The following is a 21366-nucleotide window of genomic DNA, read 5'->3' on the forward strand; positions in this document are numbered from 1 at the left end:
TTCTTGATGTGTGTGAAAGGCAGTTTACACTGCTGGCTGATTTTTCTTGTCCGGATTGCTCTGCATGCAACTACTTCTTCTTGTCTGGCGGCAGTATCGCTGGCCTTTTATCGCGGTGATGGCGTTAAGCCTTGCCAGCGCGGCGCTGGGGATCGGCCTGATTGCCTTCATTAACGTGCGTTTGATCGAAATGGTCGACACGTCACTCTCCGTCCTGCCGGAATTTCTGGGTTTACTGCTGCTGCTGATGGCAGTCACGCTCGGGTCACAGCTGGCGCTGACCGCCCTCGGCCACCATTTCGTTTTCCGTCTGCGCAGCGAGTTCATCAAACGGATCCTTGATACTCAGGTGGAACGCATCGAACAGCTGGGAAGTGCCTCTCTGCTGGCGGGGCTGACCAGCGATGTGCGCGCCATTACCATCGCCTTTGTGCGCCTGCCGGAGCTGGTGCAGGGGATCATCCTGACCTTTGGCTCGGCAGCCTATCTCGCCTGGCTCTCCAGCAAGATGCTGGCGGTGACTGCGCTGTGGATTGTTATTACCATCTGGGGCGGGTTCCTGCTGGTATCACGCGTTTATAAGCACATGGCGGTGCTGCGCGAAACGGAAGACAAGCTCTATAACGATTACCAGACGGTGCTGGAAGGGCGCAAAGAGCTGACGCTGAACCGCGAGCGCGCCGAGCATATCTTCAACCACCTCTATATCCCGGATGCGCACGAATATCGTCATCACATTATTCGAGCCGATACGTTCCACCTGAGCGCCGTGAACTGGTCCAACATCATGATGCTGGGCGCGATTGGCCTGGTATTCTGGATGGCGAACAGCCTGGGGTGGGCGGATACCAACGTGGCGGCAACGTACTCCCTGACGCTGCTGTTTTTACGCACGCCGCTGCTCTCGGCCGTTGGCGCACTGCCAACGCTGCTGAGTGCTCAGGTGGCCTTCAACAAGCTGAAGAAATTCGACCTTGCGCCGTTTAAGGCTGAGTTCCCGCGCCCGCAGGCCTTCCCGAACTGGCAAACGCTGGAGCTGCGTAACGTTACCTTCCGCTATCAGGATAACGCCTTCTCCGTAGGGCCGATAAACCTGACCATTCACCGCGGCGAACTGCTGTTCCTTATCGGCGGCAACGGCAGCGGCAAATCTACGCTGGCGATGCTGCTGACGGGCCTCTACCAGCCGCAGGCGGGTGAAATTTTGCTGGATGGTAAAGCGCTGAGCGCGGAGAAACCGGAGGACTACCGCAAGCTCTTCTCGGCGGTATTTACCGACGTCTGGCTGTTCGACCGGCTGCTGGGACCGGAAGGGCAGCAGGCGGATCCGGCGCTGGTGGAGAAGTGGCTTGCGCACCTGCAAATGTCGCACAAGCTGGAGCTCCAGGATGGCAAAATCCTGAATCTGAAGCTGTCGAAAGGGCAGAAGAAGCGCGTGGCGTTGCTGCTGGCCCTGGCCGAGGAGCGTGACATCATCCTGCTGGATGAGTGGGCCGCCGATCAGGACCCGCACTTCCGTCGCGAGTTTTATCAGGTCCTGCTGCCGCTGATGCAGGCGATGGGAAAAACCATTTTTGCCATCAGCCATGACGATCACTACTTCATTCACGCCGACCGTCTGCTGGAGATGCGCGACGGCAAGCTGAGCGAGCTGACCGGCGATGAGCGCGATGCGGCGTCACGGGACGCGGTGGCGCGTACGGCCTGATTGCAATTGTGCCGGGTGGCGCCCGGCACACTAATTTTTCATATATGCCGTTTTTTTCTCCATCCCGACCCGCCGTTTATTCTTATTTACATATCCCCGCGCTATGCTTAACGCCAACTCATTTAATGGATTTATGATTGATGTCGGTATTAAAGAAAAACAGCGCCAGGCAGCGTGACCAGGAGCGTGCGCGGCTCATCTGGCTCCTGACGACCGATAAAGCGGTCACGTCAACGTTATTGGGTAAGCTAACCCTGGCTGAGCAATATGATGTCGGCACGCTGGCCGACGATATTGCTGAGGTAGGTGCGCTGGTTGCACATTTACCGCCCCCGGACCTGGCGGACACCCTGGAGGCATTGCCTTCCGAGGAGCGCCACGCCCTGTGGCGGCTGGTGCAGGATCACGAGCGCGGTCAGGTATTGCTTGAAGCCTCGGAAAACGTCTGGGATGACCTTATCGATGAGATGAGCGACCGGGACATCCTTGACGCCCTGCAAACGCTGGATATCGATGAGCAGATTTACCTCGTTCAGCATCTTCCGCGCAACCTGACCGGACGCCTGCTGGCTTCCCTGCCTGCTGAAGAGCGGGCGCGCGTGCGTCAGGTGATGCACTACGAGAAAAACAGCGTCGGCGCGATCATGGAGTTTGGCGTCATCACCGTGCGCCCGGACGTCACCCTGGGTACGGTGCAGCGCTATCTTCGTCGCCTGGGCAGTATGCCGGACAACACCGATAAACTGTTCGTCACCTCGCGGGATAAAACCCTGCTCGGGGAGCTGGAGCTGAAAACGATCCTGCTGAACAGCACCCAGCAGCGGGTGAGTGAGGTCATGGAAACCGAGCCGATGGTCTTCTCGCCGGAAGACGATGCCGAAAAAGCGGCGCGTACCTTCGAACGTGATGACCTGGTGAGCGCGGCGGTGGTGGATTCGGTGGGCAAGCTGATGGGGCGTCTGACCATCGATGAGATCGTTGACGTGGTCTATGAAGAGACCGATAACGACCTGCGTGCCCTTGGCGGGATCAGTGCCGAAGATGACGTTCATGCCTCCGTCGGCAAGGCCGTCAAAACGCGCTGGGCGTGGCTCGCCATCAATTTATGCACCGCGTTCGTGGCGTCCCGCGTTATTGACGGCTTCGAACATACCATTTCCCAGCTGGTGGCCCTGGCGTCGCTGATGCCGATTGTGGCGGGGATCGGCGGGAACACCGGTAACCAGACTATCACCATGATCGTTCGCGCCCTGGCGCTGGAAAACATACAGCCGGGTAATTTCTCGTGGCTGATTTTCAGGGAGATGGGCGTTGCGCTGATTAATGGCCTGGTCTGGGGCGGCATCATGGGCGGCATTACTTGGTGGCTGTATGATGATATGGCGCTGGGCGGGGTCATGATGCTGGCGATGGTGCTGAACCTGCTGGTGGCGGCGATGATGGGCGTGATTATCCCGTTGACCATGACCCGGCTGGGGCGCGACCCCGCGGTGGGGTCGAGCGTGATGATCACCGCCATTACCGATACCGGCGGTTTCTTTATTTTTCTTGGACTGGCGACGATTTTTCTTCTGTAGCCAGCGCTTTTTGCTTAAGTCGGGCAGGGAGGATGAACATCATCACAATCCCGCCCAGCACGCCAATCGCCAGGTTGCCGGTGAAAACCGTTGCCACAACCGTCACCAGCATCACGACGGTTTCAGCCACCGGCGCGTTTTTCAGCGTTCCGGGCTGAACGCTATGCCAGCTAAAGGTCTTGACGGCCACAATGGCCATAATTCCCGCCAGTACCGCCATCGGAATTTTGGCCATCACCTCGCTGAGCGCCGTAACCAGCACCAGCAATACGATGCCCGCCGCAAGGGTGGAGATACGGCTTCTGCCTTTCCCCATCTCCACGTTAACGATGGTCTGCCCAATCATCGCGCAGCCCGCAATGCCGCCGTAGAACCCGGCCATAATATTGCCCACGCCCAGTCCGATGCTCTCGCGGCGCTTACTGGAGGGGGTAGCGGTCAGCTCGTCCACCAGTTTTGCCGTCAACAAGGATTCCAGCAGGCCAACGAAAGCGATACTTAGCGCGCACGGCCAGATGATGCTCAGGGTTTCCAGATTGAGCGGCACCAGCAGTTGCGTAAAGCCCGGCAAACCGCCGCCCATGGAACCTTCATCCCCTACCGTCGGCAGGATTTGCCCGCTGGTGACGGTGAACAAAGTCAGCAGCACAATGGCAATCAGCGGGGAGGGCACGCTTTTGATATAGCGTGGCACCCAGAGCACAATCAGCAGCGTCAGCACGAACAGGCCCACAATCAGCGGGCTTCGGCTCCAGAAATGGGGCACCTGGGCAAAGAAAATCAAAATGCCAAGGGCGTTAACAAACCCGGTCATCACCGACTGGGGAATAAAGCGCATCAGCCGCGCCATACCCAGCGCGCCGAACAGGATCTGAATCACGCCTGCCATCACCACCGCGGGCAGAATGTACTGTACGCCGTGTTGATGGACCATCGGCCCAATCACCAGCGCGACGGAACCTGCCGCCGCCGTCACCATGGCCGGACGCCCGCCGAGCAGGGAAAGGGCGAAACAGAGCACCACGGAGGCGATAAGGCTCACTTTCGGATCCACGCCCGCGACCACGGAAAACGAAATCACTTCCGGGATCAGCGCCAGCGCGGTAATCACACCGGCCAGGGTTTCGCGCATCAGACGGTGAGGCGAACGTAAAACAGTGGCGACATGGCCTTCTTGAGGTACAGACGAGTGGGGTAATGACATAACAATTCGCTGGTAGGGGCAGGCTTCCGTGCGCGCGATCACAAAGTGCAGCATGATAGCCAGGAAAATCGTCGGGTGCCAGCCTGTCTGCCAAATCCCTACAAACAATCCATCATTAAATTTCACAATTACAATAATTTCGTAACCTTTAAACAATATTTAAAAGTTGCTACCGTGCCACCGCAGCGTGTTTCACCTGTAATTTCCACGCATCAAGCACTATTCAACTAAGGCATAAATGATGAAAAAAATGACTGCCGTGCTCTTTTCTCTGGCCGTGGGGCTGAACGTCGTCTCGCTGGCGGCGAAGGCTGACGCACCAAAAGAGCAGGAAACGGATGTCCTTTTAATTGGTGGCGGCATCATGAGCGCCACGCTGGGAACGTATCTTCAGGAATTAGAGCCGAACTGGTCCATGACCATGGTCGAGCGCCTCGATGGCGTGGCACAGGAAAGCTCTAACGGCTGGAACAACGCCGGGACGGGGCACTCGGCACTCATGGAACTGAACTATACGCCGCAGAAAAAGGACGGTTCCATTAGTATCGAGAAGGCGGTAGAGATCAACGAAGCGTTCCAGATCTCACGTCAGTTCTGGTCTCACCAGGTGAACAGCGGTGTGTTGCACAATCCGCACTCCTTCATCAACACCGTACCGCACATGAGCTTTGTGTGGGGCGATCAAAACGTCAACTTCCTGCGCGCGCGCTACGCTGCCCTGCAACAGAGCACGCTTTTCCGCGGGATGAAATACTCTGAAGATCACGCTCAAATCAAAGAGTGGGCGCCGCTGGTCATGGAAGGCCGCGATCCGAACCAGAAAGTAGCGGCGACCCGCACTGAAATTGGTACTGACGTTAACTACGGTGAAATCACCCGTCAGCTGGTGTCCTCTCTGAAGAAAAAAGAGAACTTTAACCTGCAACTCAGCTCCGAAGTGCGTGGTTTCAAGCGCAACGCGGATAATAGCTGGAGCGTGACCGTTGCCGATCTGAAAAACAACGAAGCCGAGCATGTGATTAAGGCGAAGTTCGTGTTTATTGGTGCGGGCGGCGCGGCGCTGAAACTGTTGCAGGAGTCCGGTATTCCGGAAGCGGACGACTACGCGGGCTTCCCGGTCGGCGGCCAGTTCCTGGTGTCGGAAAACCCGGAAGTGGTTAACCGTCATCTGGCTAAAGTGTACGGTCAGGCCTCTGTGGGCGCACCACCGATGTCCGTTCCGCATATCGACACCCGCATGCTGGACGGTAAGCGCGTAGTGCTGTTCGGGCCGTTCGCCACATTCTCCACCAAATTCCTGAAAAACGGTTCCCTGTGGGATCTGCTGAGCGCGACCACGACGTCAAACGTTAAGCCAATGATGGACGTGGGGCTGGATAACTTCGATCTGGTGAAATACCTGATTAGCCAGGTGATGCTCTCTGATGAAGAACGCTTCGAGGCGCTGAAAGAGTACTATCCGCAGGCGAAGAAAGAAGACTGGCGTCTGTGGCAGGCGGGTCAGCGCGTGCAGATTATCAAACGCGATCCGAAAGAGGGCGGCGTGCTGCGCCTGGGTACCGAAGTGGTAAGCGATAAGGATGGCACCATTGCCGCGCTGCTGGGGGCATCTCCGGGGGCGTCTACCGCTGCGCCAATCATGCTGCACCTGATGGAAAAAGTGTTTAAGGATAAAGTATCCAGCCCGGAATGGCAGGCGAAGCTGAAAACCATTATTCCATCCTACGGTACGAAGCTGAACGGTAACGTTGAAGCCACGGAACAAGAGCTGGAATACACCAGCCGCGTTCTGCAACTACAATACGTCAAACCGCAGGCTGCGGATTCTGCGCCAAAGGCAGAGCTGAAGCCTCAGGCGGAAAGCAAGCCGGTAGCGGATATCGCGCTGTAAGGTAAACGCAAAACGGTAACATCCGTTACCGTTTTTAGTGTTTTCTCCCTCTCCCGGTGGGCTGAGGGTTCCCCACAAAGACGGCCCCCTCTCCCTTGAGGGAGAGGGCTGGGGTGAGGGCACCAGAACGCACCCTTTCCTGGTCGGGTAAGCGAGAGCGCCACCCGACTTATTTTTAACGAACTACCGCTTGTCCTACCGTCTCATCCGCCTTCCATACGCGATATTTCACATCCACGTTTTCCGGCGTGTATACGACGATCGGCAGCTTGCTGTTATAGCGCAGCAGACTGTTATCACCCAGATACGCGGTAATAAATTTCTTCTCTTTCTTGCCGTCCGGGCACGCCATCATGGTGGAGACTGGCGAGGTTACTTTGTCGAAGACATAGTAGTCATAGCCCCAGCCTTCCAGCGTTTTGCTTTCCAGCTGGCCGCCCAGGCGATGCTGGTTGCAGTCCACTTCCAGCGTCTGGCCGATTAACAGCTCAACTTTGAAATTTGCTTCATCCTGCTGAGCCGGGAGCTGAATAACCTGGCGCTTCATCCCTTTGTCCGCTTGCGGATACGGAGCAACTTTTTCCAGCGGCTGCTCTTTCCGGGTTTCGCTGGCGAAAACACTGGTGCTGGCGCACGCAGCGGCGATGAGGGCGATGGCAAATTTAGGTGCGTTTTTCACTGTCATTCCTTTTTGTTAAAACGATCCTGGAAAGACTAACATATAGCACGTGAATAGTTGGCGCAATTTACTCATATTTTCATTTTAAACGGAGTAATGCACTGCTTTTATGTTCATTTATTGGTGTTTAATGCTGTGTTGGAGTCGATGCGGCAATCGTGTTATTTTACGCGTTAATTATTGTTATTCATCTGTAAAGGGAGGGGAGATGGTACGGGAAAAACTGAAGACACCTGAAGGCCGCAAGTTCCTGCTGGCGTTACTGGTTGTGTTTATGATTGCTGCTGCATGCGTGGGGCGAGCAACCATTGTCGGTGTGATTGAGCAGTACAACATCCCGCTCTCTGCCTGGACAACCAGCATGTTTGTCCTGCAATCGGCGATGATCTTTGTTTACAGCCTGGTGTTCACCGTCCTGCTGGCGATTCCGCTGGGGATTTTCTTTCTCGGTGGGCGTGAAAAACACTAAGCATTGCGCATGCGGAGACAGGCAATAAAAAACCAGCCATAAGCGGCTGGTTTTTTGTGTAGTTTTGGTCGGCACGAGAGGATTTGAACCTCCGACCCCCGACACCCCATGACGGTGCGCTACCAGGCTGCGCTACGTGCCGACGCATAAAAGGAATACTACTCGATTCCTTTTTGAATGCAAGGGGCAAGCAACGCTAACTGATTCATAAATAATCAGTTAGCGATAAAGCGCTTCTCGTCTGTCAGCACCTGCAACAGCAAACTGAGCTGCGGCTTCTGGTCTTTCAGCTTCTCACCTTCGAGGTTATACGTCTGGTAATTGCCATTGCTGTTCAGCACCAGGGACAACGTTGGCGTGGTCACCACCAGCGTGTTTCCGCCAGCAGCCGTGACCCAGTTATGACGCCGCGTGGCACTAAAGAGGTCTTGTCCCTGCGAGTACTCAATTGCCGGTGTGCTGACGTGCAGCAGCCGTTGCATTAACGTGGTCATGACGTCTTTATGGTCGGTGAGCATGTTGATGCGCTGCGCGGGAGTGCCCGGCCAGTGGATCACCAGGGGAACATGCAGGTTCGGACGCGACCACTCCATGCCCTTCGCCTCGTCGCCGAGCGGCACGCCATGCCCCGCCGTGATAATCACGACCGTATTATCCAGCTTGCCCGCGTCGCGCAGGGCGGTCAGCACGCGGCCGATCTGCGCATCGACATCGCCCGCCGCACGGCTATAGCGGCGCGCGAAGCCTTTCTGATTGCTGTCATCAAGCGTTGTGCCGTTAAACGCAACCCAGGAGAACCAGCGGTTATCTTCCTGCGCATAGCGCTTCAGCCAGTCTATCCACTGGTCAGCGGTCCGATCGTCAGACTGGCTCTGCGCGGCGGGCAGTGAGAAATCAGACAGCAGCGCCTGGCGGTACAGCGAGCTGTTGAAACCATCAGAGGCGAACAGCCCCAGCTGGTAGCCCTGCTGATTAAGCCCGGTAATCAATGCCGCCGGAATACGGGCCGACAGCACGCCGTCCATATAGCTCGGTGAAATGCCGTAGAACAGGCCGAAAATACCCGCGTCGGTCGAATTACCGGAGCTCATATGCTGAGTGAATACGATGTTGTTCTCAGCGAATTCAGCCAGCGCTGGCATCTGCTTCTCATAGCGGGAATAGTTCAGGCCATCGACGGTAATCAGCAGCACGTTCTGACCGCGGCCCATGTCGCGATATTTCAGATCGCTCAGGGGATACTGCACGCTGACCGCTTCCGGATTACCCTGTTCGACCAGACGACGCTGATACTCCTGCGCGTCCAGCAGGCCGTGTTTTTCGAGGAAACGACGCGCCGTCATCGGATAGGAGAGCGGCAGATTTGCGCGCTGCATGGTAATCGGGCGGTAGAAGTTCGCATCTGCCCAGATATACATCAGGTGCGAACCGATAAATGAGGCGAAAAAGAGCGCCGCGACGGGCTTCGCATAATGGCGGCGTCGGGTCAGACTGCGGAGTTTTTGCCAGCTCCACGTGGCGAACAGCATTTCGATCAGCAGGATAATCGGCACGCTGATAAACATCAGCTGCCAGTCGCGCGCGGTCTCGTTCTGATCCGGGTTAATCACCAGCTCCCAGACAACAGGATTCAGGTGCAGGTGGAAGCGGGTAAAGACTTCGCTGTCGATCAGCAACAGCGTCATGCCCGCCGTCGCAAGAATGGCGGACAGGAAGCGCATCAGCCGCTGCGACATGACGATAAATGTCAGTGGGAACAGGATCAGCAGATAGGTGGCGAAGACCAGAAAGCTAAAGTGACCAACAAGGCTCATCCACGAGTAGATGCGCCCGGTTAACGTGGTTGGCCAGTCCGCCACAAACAGATAACGGCAGCCGAGCACCATCGCCAACAGAATGTTGAACAGGGCAAACCAGTGCCCCCAGCTGACCATCTGGGAGACTTTTTCACGGTAGCGCTGACGATTCGTCACCATAAACTGTTGTTCGTTTCCCTTAGTGTGCCTGGTCGTCGCTAACGGAGGACTGCAAAGCCTGGGCGAAAGATTTGGCGATCGCCTGACGCTGAGCCGGAGCAACGCTGGTATTGATCAGGTTGGTAACCATATTTCCCAAAACCATCAGGGAGAGATCGGTTGGCGTTTTATGTTTTTCCAGTACGTTGACCAGCTCACTGAGCAATTGTTCAACGTGTTCGTCACTGTAGCGGGAATGTTGTGGCATAAATCAAAATCAGTTTGTTGAGAGAAGGGCGACATATTACCGTAGCAACAGCTTTTTTTCCCCTTTTTTATCTTCTGTTGCACACATGCGTTGGTGGTGGTTGAATACCGCCCGGTCTAAAAGGAGAGTTTATCATGAGTCTGGAAATCAACCAGATTGCCTTGCACCAGCTTATCAAGCGTGATGAGCAAACCCTTGAAGTGGTGCTGCGCGATTCGTTACTGGAACCAACGCCTACCGTTGTCGAGATGATGGCGGAGTTGCATCGCGTCTACAGCGCGAAAAATAAAGCCTATGGCTTGTTCAGCGAAGAGAGCGAACTGGCGGATAGCCTGCGCCTGCAACGTCAGGGCGAAGAGGATTTCCTGGCATTCAGCCGCGCTGCTACTGGCCGTCTGCGTGACGAGCTGGCGAAATATCCCTTCGCCGATGGCGGTATCGTCCTGTTCTGCCACTACCGCTATCTGGCGGTAGAGTATCTGCTGGTCACCGTGCTGAATAACTTAAGCAGTATGCGCGTGAACGAGCAGCTGGATATCAGCTCAACGCACTACCTGGATATCAACCATGCGGATATTGTGGCGCGTATCGATTTAACCGAATGGGAAACCAACCCGGAATCAACGCGCTATCTGACCTTCCTTAAAGGCCGCGTGGGCCGCAAAGTGGCGGATTTCTTTATGGACTTCCTCGGCGCCAGCGAAGGGCTGAATGCCAAAGCGCAGAACAAAGGTCTCCTCCAGGCGGTGGATGACTTTACGGCTGAGGCGCAGCTTGATAAATCTGAGCGTCAGACCGTGCGTCAGCAGGTTTACAGCTACTGCAACGAGCAGCTACAGGCTGGAGAAGAGATTGAGCTGGAGTCGCTGTCCAAAGAGCTGGCAGGCGTCAGCGAAGTCAGCTTCCAGGAATTTACTGCGGAAAAAGGCTATGAGCTGGAAGAGAGCTTCCCGGCGGATCGCAGTACGCTGCGTCAGCTGACGAAATTTGCCGGTAGCGGCGGTGGGTTAACCATTAACTTTGATGCCATGCTGCTCGGGGAACGTATCTTCTGGGACCCGGCCACCGACACGCTGACCATTAAAGGCACACCGCCGAATCTGCGCGACCAGCTTCAGCGTCGCACTTCAGGCGGTAAGTAACAGCCATAAAAAAACCCCGCAAACGCGGGGTTTTTCTCGACAGGTTTGCGATTACGCGCGAACGAAGTCGATGTGAGTCAGTTTTGGCTTGAACGCGTGACGCTGAACAGCCTGAACTTTCACTTTTTCTTCTTTACCGTCAACAACGATGGTCAGAACTTCGCTGTAGAATTCAGCTTTGTTCTGCATGTTCCATACTTTGTCGTGATCCAGTTCAATAGCAACTGGAGCAGCTTCGCCACCGTAAACGATAGCCGGGAACTTGTTTGCGGTACGCAGGCGGCGGCTCGCACCCTTACCCTGCACGTTACGTACTTCTGCTTCGATAGTGAACATTGATTTCTCTCTGTATTTAAAACCCTACTACAGGCGACCCAGCAGCAGGTGAGTGTTCTGCCTCACGGATGTGAAGCGGGCGGCATTTTATACTCAAATGGCTCGCGCATCAACGAAAAGTCCCGTTAACCGCGCAATTCGTTTGCCCGGCGAAAGCGTCCTTCATAGTCAAAGACCTTCTCACGCACCTGCCAGAACTGCCCTTTTTTACGGGCGACAACAAAATCAGGATGGCGCAGTAACGCCTGCTGGCGCACGATATCGGCCACGGTTATCCAGCGCAGCGGCACGCCAGGCGTGCGGGTATGCGGGCGGATAAAGAGCTGCTCGAACGCGGTGCGCTGGGCGGGCGTCTGGACCCGGAACCGCTCGCTGACGTCTGCGCCATCCTCGTCGTAGTAGGTAATTTTTAGCCACTCGCCTTTTTCATCCGCGCCGGGCTGTAAGGCCATGCCGGAACAGCGCAGCACCAGCGCATCTTTCAGCTTCAGCGCCGCTTTCAGCATGTCGTCCGGGTCGACCAGGACCGTGTCGCACTCCCGACAGCGGCGGGCGGCAATGTCGTTTTCGGCATTGCACTGCGGGCAGTTTTTGAAGCGGAAGCGGAAGTCACACTGTTCGCGATGGCCTTCATCGTCTTCAAACCAGCCCTGACAGCGGCGGCCAAAATGTTCGATCAGCGTGCCGTCGGCGGTGGTTTTCCCCCAGAAGGTGTTGGCAAACCCGCAGGCAGGGCAAAAAACCTGAACGGGCACGTTGTCGCTCTTGCCTTTTGGCGTGCCGACTTCCGGCGAAAAGAGATCGTGCGGGTTACCGGCGTAATCAAGGATCAGACAGTCGGTTTTGCCCGGCGCCAGACGCAGCCCGCGGCCAACAATCTGCTGATACAGGCTGACGGATTCCGTCGGGCGAAGAATCGCAATCAGGTCGACGTGCGGGGCGTCAAAGCCGGTGGTTAGTACGGAGACATTCACCAGATAGCGGAACCGCTGAGCTTTGAAGTCCTCAATCAGGCTGTCGCGCTCCGGGCCGGGGATTTCACCGGTAATTAACGCCGCGTCGTCGGCGGGCAGCAGCCCCGTAATTTCGCGCGCGTGTTCGACAGTGGCAGCAAAAATCATCACCCCTTTGCGCGTTTGTGCGAACTCTTCAATCTGGCTGATGATATGCGGCGTGATCCGCTTCTGTTTTTTCAGCTCATGGTTAAGATCTGCCTCGCTGAACAGCCCGTTGCTCTGCGCCTGTAAGCGGCTGAAATCGTACTGCACGACGGGCATATCCAGCCGCTCCGGCGGCGTCAGGTAGCCGTGCTTGATCATGTAGCGCAGCGGAAGCTCATAGATACAGTCGCGGAACAGGGCCTTTTCATCGCCACGCACCATGCCGTGATAATGAAACTGATAAATCCAGCCCTTGCCCAGACGAAACGGCGTGGCGGTGAGGCCAAGCAGACGGAGGTGAGGATTCACCTTTTTCAGATGAGTGAGGATTTGCTGATACTGGCTGTCGTCGTCATCGCTGATGCGGTGACACTCATCGACAATCAGCAGGGAAAACTCGCTGCGAAACAGTTCCAGGTTGCGCGCAACGGATTGTACGCTGCCAAACACCACTTTTCCGTGGCTCTCTTTGCGCTTCAGTCCGGCGGCAAAAATGTCGGCCTCCAGGCCGAGCGCGCAATATTTGGCGTGGTTTTGCGCCACCAGCTCTTTGACGTGCGCCAGCACCAGCACGCGTCCGCGGGCCAGGCGCGCCAGTTCGGCAATCACCAGGCTTTTACCGGCTCCGGTCGGGAGAACGATGGCGGCGGGCTCCCGATGCTTGCGAAACCAGGCGAGGGTGGCATCAACGGCTTCCTGCTGATAGGGGCGTAATGTGAACGTCATGGCTTCTCTATTCAGTTAACTCGCATATAGTATGCCACGAAACTTTTTCCCTTGAGTGGCGCAACCAGACCATTATACTGAACTGTTTCTGACTGCTTCTTTTTCGGACGCGTAGTCCGACTTCCAGCACCATTAAGGCTAAAAAGATTTCATGCGACTTGATAAGTTTATCGCTCAGCAACTCGGCGTAAGCCGCGCTATTGCCGGGCGTGAAATTCGCGCCAGCCGCGTAACCGTGGACGGCGACATTGTGAAAGACAGCGCTTTTAAACTCCAGCCTGAGCACCAGGTGGAGTATGACGGCAACCCGCTGACCCAGCAGAATGGCCCGCGCTACTTCATGCTCAACAAACCGGAAGGTTACGTCTGTTCAACGGACGATCCGGATCACCCGACGGTGCTCTATTTCCTCGACGAACCTGTGGCGCACAAGCTGCATGCGGCAGGGCGACTGGATATCGATACCACCGGCCTGGTGCTGATGACCGATGACGGCCAGTGGTCGCACCGCATCACCTCCCCGCGCCATCACTGTGAGAAAACCTATCGGGTGATGCTTGAGTCTCCGGTCTCGGATGACACGGCAGAGCAATTCGCGAAAGGCGTTCAGCTGCATAATGAGAAGGATCTGACCAAACCGGCGGTGCTGGAAATCCTCACCCCCACGGACGTCCGTCTGACCATCAGTGAAGGCCGCTACCATCAGGTGAAGCGGATGTTTGCCGCCGTGGGCAACCACGTTGTGGGGCTGCATCGTGAACGTATCGGCGCGATTGAACTCGATCCAGACCTGGCCCCAGGGGAATATCGCCCGCTGACGGAAGAAGAGATTGCCAGCGTCGGGCTGCCTTCACGCTAAATTCAGGAGAACCCTGTGACCACCAGGCCACACTCGTCGTTTAAAATTGTATTTATCCTTGGCCTGCTGGCCATGCTGATGCCGCTGTCTATCGATATGTATCTGCCCGCGCTGCCGGTGATTTCCGCTCAGTTTGGCGTACCGGCAGGCAGCGCGCAGATGACGCTCAGCACCTACATTCTTGGTTTTGCCCTCGGTCAGCTCTTTTATGGCCCAATGGCCGACAGCCTGGGGCGTAAACCGGTTATCCTGGGCGGGACATTGATATTTGCCGCGGCGGCGGTGGCCTGCGCGCTGGCGCAGAGTATCGATCAGCTGATTGTGATGCGCTTCTTCCATGGCCTGGCGGCGGCTGCGGCAAGCGTGGTGATTAACGCGCTGATGCGCGACGTCTACCCGAAGGAAGAGTTCTCACGCATGATGTCGTTCGTCATGCTGGTCACGACAATTGCGCCGCTGGTCGCCCCCATGGTGGGCGGGGCGGTCCTGGTGTGGTTCAGCTGGCATGCGATTTTCTGGATCCTGGCGATTGCCGCGCTGCTGGCCTCGGTGATGATCTTCGTCTTTATCGATGAAACGCTGCCGGTCGAGCGACGTCAGAAGTTCCACATTCGCACCACGCTTGGCAACTTTGCCTCGCTGTTTCGCCATAAGCGTGTGCTCAGCTATATGCTGGCCAGCGGCTTCAGCTTTGCCGGAATGTTCTCGTTCCTGAGCGCGGGGCCGTTTGTGTACATCGAACTGAACCATGTGTCACCCCAGCATTTTGGTTACTACTTCGCGCTGAATATTGTGTTCCTGTTTGTGATGACCATTATCAACAGCCGCTTTGTCCGGCGGGTTGGGGCGCTGAATATGTTCCGCGCCGGGCTGTGGATCCAGTTCGTGATGGCTATCTGGCTGGTATTGAGCGCGTTGCTGGGCGTCGGTTTCTGGGCGCTGGTGGTGGGCGTGGCGGCGTTTGTCGGCTGCGTGTCGATGGTTTCATCCAACGCGATGGCGGTGATCCTCGACGAATTTCCGCATATGGCGGGCACCGCCTCGTCGCTGGCAGGAACGTTCCGTTTCGGAATTGGCGCGATAGTCGGGGCGCTGCTCTCGACGGCGACGTTTAATACCGCCTGGCCGATGCTGTGGGCGATTGCCCTCTGCGCGACCTGCTCCATTCTCTTCTATCTTTACGCCAGCCGGCCGCGAAAGACGGCGCATAAATGACCACTTAAGGCCCGTGACGGGCCTTTTTGTTGACCCATATCAACCAACCCTCCGTTCGTTTACCCTGTGTTTGTTTCTTTTATGTAAAATCTATTTATGTAAAAAGTCACATCATTGTATTTAAAAAGGTTGAGTTAGATCGCAGAAACGGGTACATATAGCGCCGACGCGAGCCTGCAACGCCTATAAAATCCGCTAAACAGTGCAGGTTGGCGATGATGTGTTACTATAAATGTAAATAAATTGTGAAGTAAATTTGCTTCCGGGGATCTGAACGTGAATACATTACAACTCTCCATTGTCCATCGCTTGCCCCAGAGCTATCGCTGGTCGACGGGTTTTGCAGGTTCGAAAGTTGAACCGATTCCGCAAAGCGTTGCCGGGGAGGATAATTGTCTGGTGGCCCTCAAACTGCTCAGCCCGAGCGATGAAAATGCGTGGCCGGTCATGGAACGTCTCAGCCAGGCGCTGACGGACATCGAAGTGGACAGCTCCGTGCTGGAATGCGAAGGTGAGCCGTGCCTGTTTGTTAACAGCCAGGATGAGTTTGCCGCCACCTGTCGTCTGAAAAACTTCGGCGTGGCCATTGCCGAGCCGTTCTCCGGTCAATATCCTTTCTGAGTGCTAGTCAGCGGACAATAGCTGGCGCGTGTAATCCTGCGTCGGCGCGGTGAATACGCGCTGGCACTCTCCCTGCTCAACGACTTCTCCCTGCCGCAATACCACCACCTGATGGCAAAGCGCACGCACCACCTGTAAATCGTGGCTGATAAAGATATAGGCCAGCCGATGTTTTTCCTGTAGCCCCTTCAGCAGCGCCAGAATTTGCGCCTGCACGGTGCGGTCCAGGGAAGAGGTTGGCTCGTCCAGCACGATCAGCTCCGGTTTCAGGATCAGCGCGCGGGCAATCGCTATACGCTGGCGCTGTCCGCCGGAAAACTCAGCCGGATACCGGTGCCGGGTCTCGGGATCTAAACCCACTTCCGCCATCACCCGCATCACGTCGATTTCACGCTGTTGCGCCGTCATTGTCGGCTGGTGGACGCGCAGGCCCTCTTCAATAATCTGTAATACGCTCAGGCGCGGGTTAAGCGAAGAGTTTGGATCCTGAAATACCACCTGCATCCGCGGACGCACGGGAAGCATCATCCGGCGATTCAGGTTTTGCAGCGGCATGCCGTCAAAAACAATGCTTCCCTGAGAGGCGATCAGGCGCAGCAGCGCCAGGCCGGTGGTGCTTTTGCCTGAACCGGACTCGCCCACAAGCCCAAGCGATTCGCCCGGACGCAGAGCGAAGCTCATGTCTTTCAGAACATGATTGTGATCGACCACGCGACGCAAAATGCCTTTGCGGATCGGGAATGACACCGACAGCCCCTCAACCCTCAGCAACGGCGCGCTGTCAGCGTTAAGCGGAACCGGGTCGCCAGCGGGTTCGCTATCGAGCAGGCGCTGTGTATACGGGTGCTGAGGCGCGCTCAGCAGGGCGGATGCCCGGTTCTGTTCCACGCAGCGGCCGTTTTGCATCACGGCCACCGTGTCAGCGAGCTTTTTCACGATGCTCAGGTTGTGCGTAATAAACAGCAGGCTCATGTTCAGCTCGTCGCGCAGTTCGCGCAGCAGTTGCAGAATTTGTGCCTGTACCGTGACGTCCAGCGCGGTAGTAGGTTCATCGGCAATCAGCAGTTCGGGGCGCGTGAGCAGGGCCATTGCAATCATCACGCGCTGGCGCTCGCCGCCGGAAAGCTGGTGCGGGAAATCGTTCAGCCGTTTCGCCGCATTACGGATACCGGTGCGTTCAAGGCAGTCCAGAATTTCACCCCGCGCTGCCTCTTTACGCATTCCCCGATGAAGTGACAGCACTTCATAGAGCTGTTTTTCCAGCGTATGCAGTGGGTTGAGCGACACCATCGGCTCCTGAAAAATCATGGCGATGGTGTTGCCACGAATGCCGCGCAGGGTTTGCTCGTCAGCGTTCAGCAGCGATTGTCCATGGAACAGAATATCCCCCTGCGGATAGCTGACCGGCGGGGAAGGGAGCAGGCGCAGCACCGACAGCGCCGAAACGCTCTTACCGGAGCCGGATTCCCCGACCAGCGCCAGCGTCTCTCCGCGCTGGATCTGCAACGATAAGTCCGTCACCACCGTGCGTGATTCGCCCTGTTTTGAAAACGCAATCGACAGATTCTCTATGCTCAGAAGAGGCCGGGTCATGTCATACCGCCTTGTTGGGATCGAAGGCATCGCGCACGGCTTCGCCAATAAAAATCAGCAGGGAAAGCAGCACCGCCACGGAGAGGAATGCGGCGATGCCCAGCCAGGGGGCCTGGAGATTGTTTTTGCCCTGCAACAGCAGTTCGCCAAGGGACGGTGAGCCCAGCGGCAAACCGAAACCAAGAAAATCAAGCGACGTCAGGGTGGTAATGGAGCTGCACAAAATAAACGGCAGGAAGGTGAGGGTCGCCACCACCGCATTGGGAAGCATGTGACGGAAGATGATTGCGCCATCGCTCACGCCTAACGCCTGCGCAGCGCGAATATAGTCGTAATTCCGCGTACGCAGAAACTCCGCGCGCACCACGCCGACCAGCGCCATCCAGCCGAACAGGACGGTGATCCCGAGCAGCCACCAGAAGCCAGGCTGTACCACGCTGGACAGCAGGATAATCAGAAACAGCGTCGGCATACCGGACCAGACTTCAATCACGCGCTGTCCCCATAAATCTATTTTACCCCCGTAATAGCCCTGCACGGCGCCCGCCACAACGCCCATTACGCTGCTAAAGAGCGTCAGCAGTAGCCCAAACAGGAGCGAGATGCGGGTGCCATAGAGAATGCGCGCCAGCACATCGCCGCCGTTGGCGTCCGTTCCCAGCCAGTTTTGCGCGGAAGGCGGCGAAGGGAAGGGGGTGGACGTGGCGAAGTTAATACTGTTCGCGCCAAAACGAATCGGTGCCCAGATAGCCCAGCCGTGCTGCGCTATCTGTTCACGTAACCAGGGATCCTGGTACTCGGCTGGCGTCGCAAACGGGCCGCCAAAATCGCTTTCGCTGTAGGTGGTCAGCACCGGCACATACCAGCGGTCTTTGAAATGCACCAGCAGGGGTTTATCGTTGGCAATCAGTTCCGAACACATACTTAAGGCGAACAGGACGGCGAAGATCCACAGCGACCAGTAGCCGCGACGGTTGTGGCGAAAACGCGCCCAGCGGGCCTGATTGACGGGGCTTAAACGCGACATCAGCGGCCCTCAAAATCGATACGGGGATCGACCAGCGTATAGCTGATATCGCTGATGATGTTCAGCAGCAGGCCGATCAGGGTGAAAATGTAGAGCGTGCCAAACATCACCGGATAATCACGGGAGACGGTGGCCTCATAGCCCAGCAGCCCTAATCCGTTGAGCGAGAACATCACCTCTATCAGCAGCGAGCCGGTAAAAAACATACTGATGAACGTGGCGGGGAAACCGGCAATCACCAGCAGCATGGCGTTACGAAAAACGTGCTTCCACATGATCTGCCTTTCACCGACACCCTTGGCGCGCGCGGTGACGACGTACTGTTTGCGGATCTCATCAAGAAAGGCGTTTTTGGTCAGCATCGTAAGCGCCGCAAAACCGCCGATGACCGTCGCCAGCACCGGAAGCGTGATGTGCCAGAAGTAATCGGTGATTTTCTGATACCACGGCAGGGTGCTGAAATCCGCAGAGACCAGCCCGCGCAGCGGGAAGAGGTCGAAATAACTGCCGCCGGCGAAAAAGACAATCAGCAGCACGGCAAACAGAAACGCCGGGATAGCGTAGCCGATGATAATGAATGTGCTGCTCCAGATATCGAAACGGCTACCGTTGTAGACCGCTTTTCGGATCCCCAGCGGAATGGAGACCAGATAAATAATCAGCGTCCCCCACAGTCCGAGCGTGATGGAAACCGGCAGGCTTTGTTTGATCAGGGTTAACACCGAGGCGCTGCGAAACAGGCTGTCGCCAAAATCGAAACGGACATAATCCCAGAGCATCCTGAAATAACGCTCGTGCAGCGGCTTGTCAAAACCATAGCGATGGGTGATCTCGGCGATCACCTCCGGATCCAGTCCGCGACCGCCCCGGTAGTGGCTTTCGCTGATGTTGCCCACGCCCGTCCGGGCATGGCTGGCCCCCATTCCTTCACCGCCGCCGCCCGGCATGCCGCCAGCGTGACCAAATTCTATAGCCGCAATTGCCTGGTCCACCGGACCGCCGGGGGCGATCTGGACGATAAAAAAGTTAATGGTAATGATGGCCCACAGCGTCGGGATCACTAACAGCAGCCGGCGGATAAGATAAGCGCCCATCGTCACTCCTTAACGCCGCTCTGCGGGCAGTTTTGCGGCTTTATTCACGTCATACCACCAGGTGTCAAAGCCGAGGGTGTAGACCGGGCGAACGGCAGGCAGGGAGAATTTATCCCAGCGGGCCACGCGATCTTCGCCCATATACCACATCGGCAGCATGTAATAGTTCCAGGTTAAGACCCGATCGAGCGCGCGGCCAAGCGGCAGAAGCTTGTTCTTATCGCCCTGAGCGGCGACAATTTTTGCAATCAGCGCATCTATCACCGGGCTCTTTACGCCCGGGGCGTTGTAGGAGGAGTCGATATACCCCGATGCCCAGGAGATTTGCAGATCTGAACTCGGCCACGGCTGCGCGGCCCACAGGGTCTGCATCATGTCGTAATCGCGACTGCGCTTGCGGTTGGTTAACTGGGCCATATCGACCTGGCGGATATTCATGGTGACGCCAAGCCGGGCAAGGTTCTTCTTAAATGGCAGCACCCACTGATCGTTTGCGCCGGAGGCAATCAGCAGTTCGAAGCTGAGCGGTTTACCGGTTTGCACATTAACCCGTTGCCGATTTTTCAGCACCCAGCCAGCATCATCCAGCAGGTTGCTGGCTTTCAGCAGGTTGTCCCGGTCGAACCCGTTTCCGTCGGATTTGGGCGGTTCAAATACGCGGGTGAACACCTCCGGCGGGAGCTCCGCTTTCATTGGCGCCAGCAAAACCAGCTCGTCCGCGTGGGGATAATCACGGGCGGCATATTCAGTATTCTGGAAATAGCTGTTCGCCCGGCTGTAGGCTCCGTAAAACAGCGCTTTGTTCATCCATTCGAAATCAAACGCCAGGGTAATGGCTTCACGCACCCGACGATCGGAAAAAACCGGGCGCTGAATATTAAACGCCAGCCAGCGCGTGTCCTGCGCGGATTCGTTTTTGTGTTCGTCTTTAACGATATAGCCTTTCGCGAAATTTTTTCCGATATAGCGGGTCGCCCAATTTTTGGCGCTGTTCTCGACACGTAAATCAAACGCGCCCGCCTTAAATGCCTCGAAGGCCACGTTATCATCCAGGTAGTAGTCGTAGCGGATTGTATCGAAGTTCCAGCGGCCCCGGTTTACCGGCAGCGTGGCTGCCCAGTAATCTTTCACCCGGGAATAGATCACGTACTGGCCCATTCGCCAGTCGGTAATGCGATACGGCCCTCCGGCCAGCGGCGGGGTAGAGAGGGGATCGCTCAGCTTATGATTTTTCCAGAAGGATTCGGGCATGACGGGCAGGGAGAACAGGCTCAGCATATTCTCTTTGTTCGGCTCAGGGAGTTCGATTCGCACGGTCAGCGGGGCGATGGCTTTCACCGTGGTGCCCTTGTACACCAGACGAAACTGCGGCACGCCTTCGGTCATAAATTTATGAAAGGTGAATGCCACGTCACGGGCGCTAACCGGCGTACCGTCGTGAAAACGCGCCCGCGGATTAATCGCGATTTCTGCCCAGCTGAAATCATCGGCGTAACGCACGTTCTCAGCAACCAGGGGATAATAGCTGCCGGGCTCGTCGTCGGAGGTGACGAACAGCGTGTCATAGAGGGATTCGGTACGCGCTGCCGCCACGCCGCGCAGGGCAAAGCGGTTAAAGTTGTCAAACGTTCCCGTGGCGGAAAGCGTCACGTTTCCGCCTTTCGGGGCGGCGGGGTTAACGTAATCGTAGTGGTTAAAGTTAACCGCGTACTTCGGCTCGCCAATGACGGCAAAGGCCGTGCTCTCTTTGATGGTCTGCGCCTGGCTCGACAGGCTCACCAGCGCCAATAGCGTCAACACAACGCGCATAATCATAGTGCGGCGGATCCCTTTGTTCACAGG

General features: G+C 56.5%; 18 protein-coding genes and 1 tRNA gene. 8 read left to right on the plus strand and 11 right to left on the minus strand.

Features of this window, described 5'->3' with window-relative positions; genetic code table 11:
• The first annotated feature begins 64 nt into the window (after nt 1-64).
• Together SK54_RS09330 and mgtE are read left to right on the plus strand one after the other, a co-directional pair.
• Complete coding sequence (locus tag SK54_RS09330; protein WP_017383408.1) at nt 65-1708, plus strand: multidrug ABC transporter permease/ATP-binding protein; 1644 nt, start codon at nt 65-67, stop codon at nt 1706-1708.
• A 140-nt stretch (nt 1709-1848) separates the two neighbouring features.
• On the plus strand, nt 1849-3285 hold the full coding sequence (mgtE, locus tag SK54_RS09335; protein ID WP_006811337.1) for a magnesium transporter: 1437 nt from the start codon (nt 1849-1851) through the stop codon (nt 3283-3285).
• Here mgtE and SK54_RS09340 read toward each other — a convergent pair.
• A complete protein-coding gene (locus SK54_RS09340; RefSeq protein WP_032650078.1) occupies nt 3248-4543 on the minus strand; it encodes a SulP family inorganic anion transporter in 1296 nt (431 codons plus the stop codon). The genes mgtE and SK54_RS09340 overlap by 38 nt on opposite strands.
• A 187-nt stretch (nt 4544-4730) precedes the next feature.
• Here SK54_RS09340 and mqo point away from each other — a divergent pair, with 187 nt between their 5' ends.
• A complete protein-coding gene (mqo, locus tag SK54_RS09345) occupies nt 4731-6380 on the plus strand; it encodes a malate dehydrogenase (quinone) (protein ID WP_048247073.1) in 1650 nt (549 codons plus the stop codon).
• Between the two features lie 175 nt (nt 6381-6555).
• Here mqo and eco read toward each other — a convergent pair whose 3' ends face one another.
• Nucleotides 6556-7065: a serine protease inhibitor ecotin gene (gene eco, locus SK54_RS09350; RefSeq protein WP_045141700.1), complete on the minus strand. Its 510-nt coding sequence runs from the start codon at nt 7063-7065 to the stop codon at nt 6556-6558.
• A 202-nt stretch (nt 7066-7267) separates the two neighbouring features.
• Here eco and SK54_RS09355 point away from each other — a divergent pair, with 202 nt between their 5' ends.
• Nucleotides 7268-7528 carry a DUF2534 family protein gene (locus SK54_RS09355; RefSeq protein ID WP_006811332.1) on the plus strand — a complete coding sequence of 87 codons (261 nt, stop codon included), beginning with the start codon at nt 7268-7270 and terminating at the stop codon, nt 7526-7528.
• A gap of 65 nt (nt 7529-7593) precedes the next feature.
• On the opposite strand, the gene SK54_RS09360 is transcribed toward SK54_RS09355, so the two are convergent.
• From SK54_RS09360 to SK54_RS09370, 3 genes are all read right to left on the minus strand, one after another.
• A tRNA-Pro gene (locus SK54_RS09360) sits at nt 7594-7670 on the minus strand.
• Between the two features lie 73 nt (nt 7671-7743).
• Entirely contained in the window at nt 7744-9504 is a 1761-nt protein-coding gene (yejM, locus tag SK54_RS09365) for an LPS biosynthesis-modulating metalloenzyme YejM (RefSeq protein ID WP_017383404.1), read from the minus strand.
• 19 nt (nt 9505-9523) lie between these two features.
• The gene (locus SK54_RS09370) at nt 9524-9751 is read right to left on the minus strand and encodes a YejL family protein (RefSeq protein WP_001135586.1); all 228 of its coding nucleotides are present in this window, start codon (nt 9749-9751) and stop codon (nt 9524-9526) included.
• A 134-nt stretch (nt 9752-9885) separates the two neighbouring features.
• On the opposite strand from SK54_RS09370, the gene yejK reads away from it, so the two are divergent.
• Complete coding sequence (yejK, locus tag SK54_RS09375; RefSeq protein ID WP_017693031.1) at nt 9886-10893, plus strand: nucleoid-associated protein YejK; 1008 nt, start codon at nt 9886-9888, stop codon at nt 10891-10893.
• Between the two features lie 51 nt (nt 10894-10944).
• Here yejK and rplY read toward each other — a convergent pair whose 3' ends face one another.
• Both rplY and SK54_RS09385 read right to left on the minus strand, forming a co-directional pair.
• A complete protein-coding gene (gene rplY / locus SK54_RS09380) occupies nt 10945-11229 on the minus strand; it encodes a 50S ribosomal protein L25 (protein ID WP_015572298.1) in 285 nt (94 codons plus the stop codon).
• Nucleotides 11230-11354: 125 nt separating this feature from the next.
• On the minus strand, nt 11355-13115 hold the full coding sequence (locus tag SK54_RS09385; RefSeq protein WP_048247075.1) for a DEAD/DEAH box helicase: 1761 nt from the start codon (nt 13113-13115) through the stop codon (nt 11355-11357).
• A 151-nt stretch (nt 13116-13266) separates the two neighbouring features.
• On the opposite strand from SK54_RS09385, the gene rsuA reads away from it, so the two are divergent.
• The 3 genes from rsuA (at nt 13267) to SK54_RS09400 (ending at nt 15810) form a co-directional block, all read left to right on the plus strand.
• Nucleotides 13267-13974 carry a 16S rRNA pseudouridine(516) synthase RsuA gene (gene rsuA / locus SK54_RS09390; RefSeq protein ID WP_017383401.1) on the plus strand — a complete coding sequence of 236 codons (708 nt, stop codon included), beginning with the start codon at nt 13267-13269 and terminating at the stop codon, nt 13972-13974.
• 15 nt (nt 13975-13989) lie between these two features.
• A complete protein-coding gene (locus tag SK54_RS09395) occupies nt 13990-15189 on the plus strand; it encodes a Bcr/CflA family multidrug efflux MFS transporter (protein ID WP_017383400.1) in 1200 nt (399 codons plus the stop codon).
• Between the two features lie 276 nt (nt 15190-15465).
• Nucleotides 15466-15810, plus strand: a complete 345-nt coding sequence (locus SK54_RS09400) for a YejG family protein (protein WP_003859372.1) — start codon at nt 15466-15468, stop codon at nt 15808-15810.
• Between the two features lie 3 nt (nt 15811-15813).
• Here the strand turns inward: SK54_RS09400 and yejF are convergent, their stop codons facing one another.
• The 4 genes from yejF to SK54_RS09420 are packed head-to-tail and all read right to left on the minus strand — an operon-like array spanning nt 15814 to nt 21339.
• Nucleotides 15814-17403 (minus strand): microcin C ABC transporter ATP-binding protein YejF, encoded by a 1590-nt coding sequence (gene yejF / locus SK54_RS09405; protein ID WP_045910719.1) that lies wholly within the window; start codon nt 17401-17403, stop codon nt 15814-15816.
• A 1-nt stretch (nt 17404) separates the two neighbouring features.
• Complete coding sequence (locus tag SK54_RS09410; protein WP_015572302.1) at nt 17405-18430, minus strand: microcin C ABC transporter permease; 1026 nt, start codon at nt 18428-18430, stop codon at nt 17405-17407.
• Nucleotides 18430-19524 carry a microcin C ABC transporter permease YejB gene (locus SK54_RS09415; protein ID WP_048247078.1) on the minus strand — a complete coding sequence of 365 codons (1095 nt, stop codon included), beginning with the start codon at nt 19522-19524 and terminating at the stop codon, nt 18430-18432. Before SK54_RS09415 ends, SK54_RS09410 begins: the two co-directional genes overlap by 1 nt.
• 9 nt (nt 19525-19533) lie before the next feature.
• Nucleotides 19534-21339, minus strand: coding sequence for an extracellular solute-binding protein (locus SK54_RS09420; RefSeq protein ID WP_017383396.1), 1806 nt, complete (start codon nt 21337-21339; stop codon nt 19534-19536).
• Nucleotides 21340-21366 lie beyond the last annotated feature (27 nt).

The organism is Enterobacter sp. MGH120 (genome assembly GCF_001037725.1).
Taxonomy (GTDB): domain Bacteria; phylum Pseudomonadota; class Gammaproteobacteria; order Enterobacterales; family Enterobacteriaceae; genus Enterobacter; species Enterobacter hormaechei_C.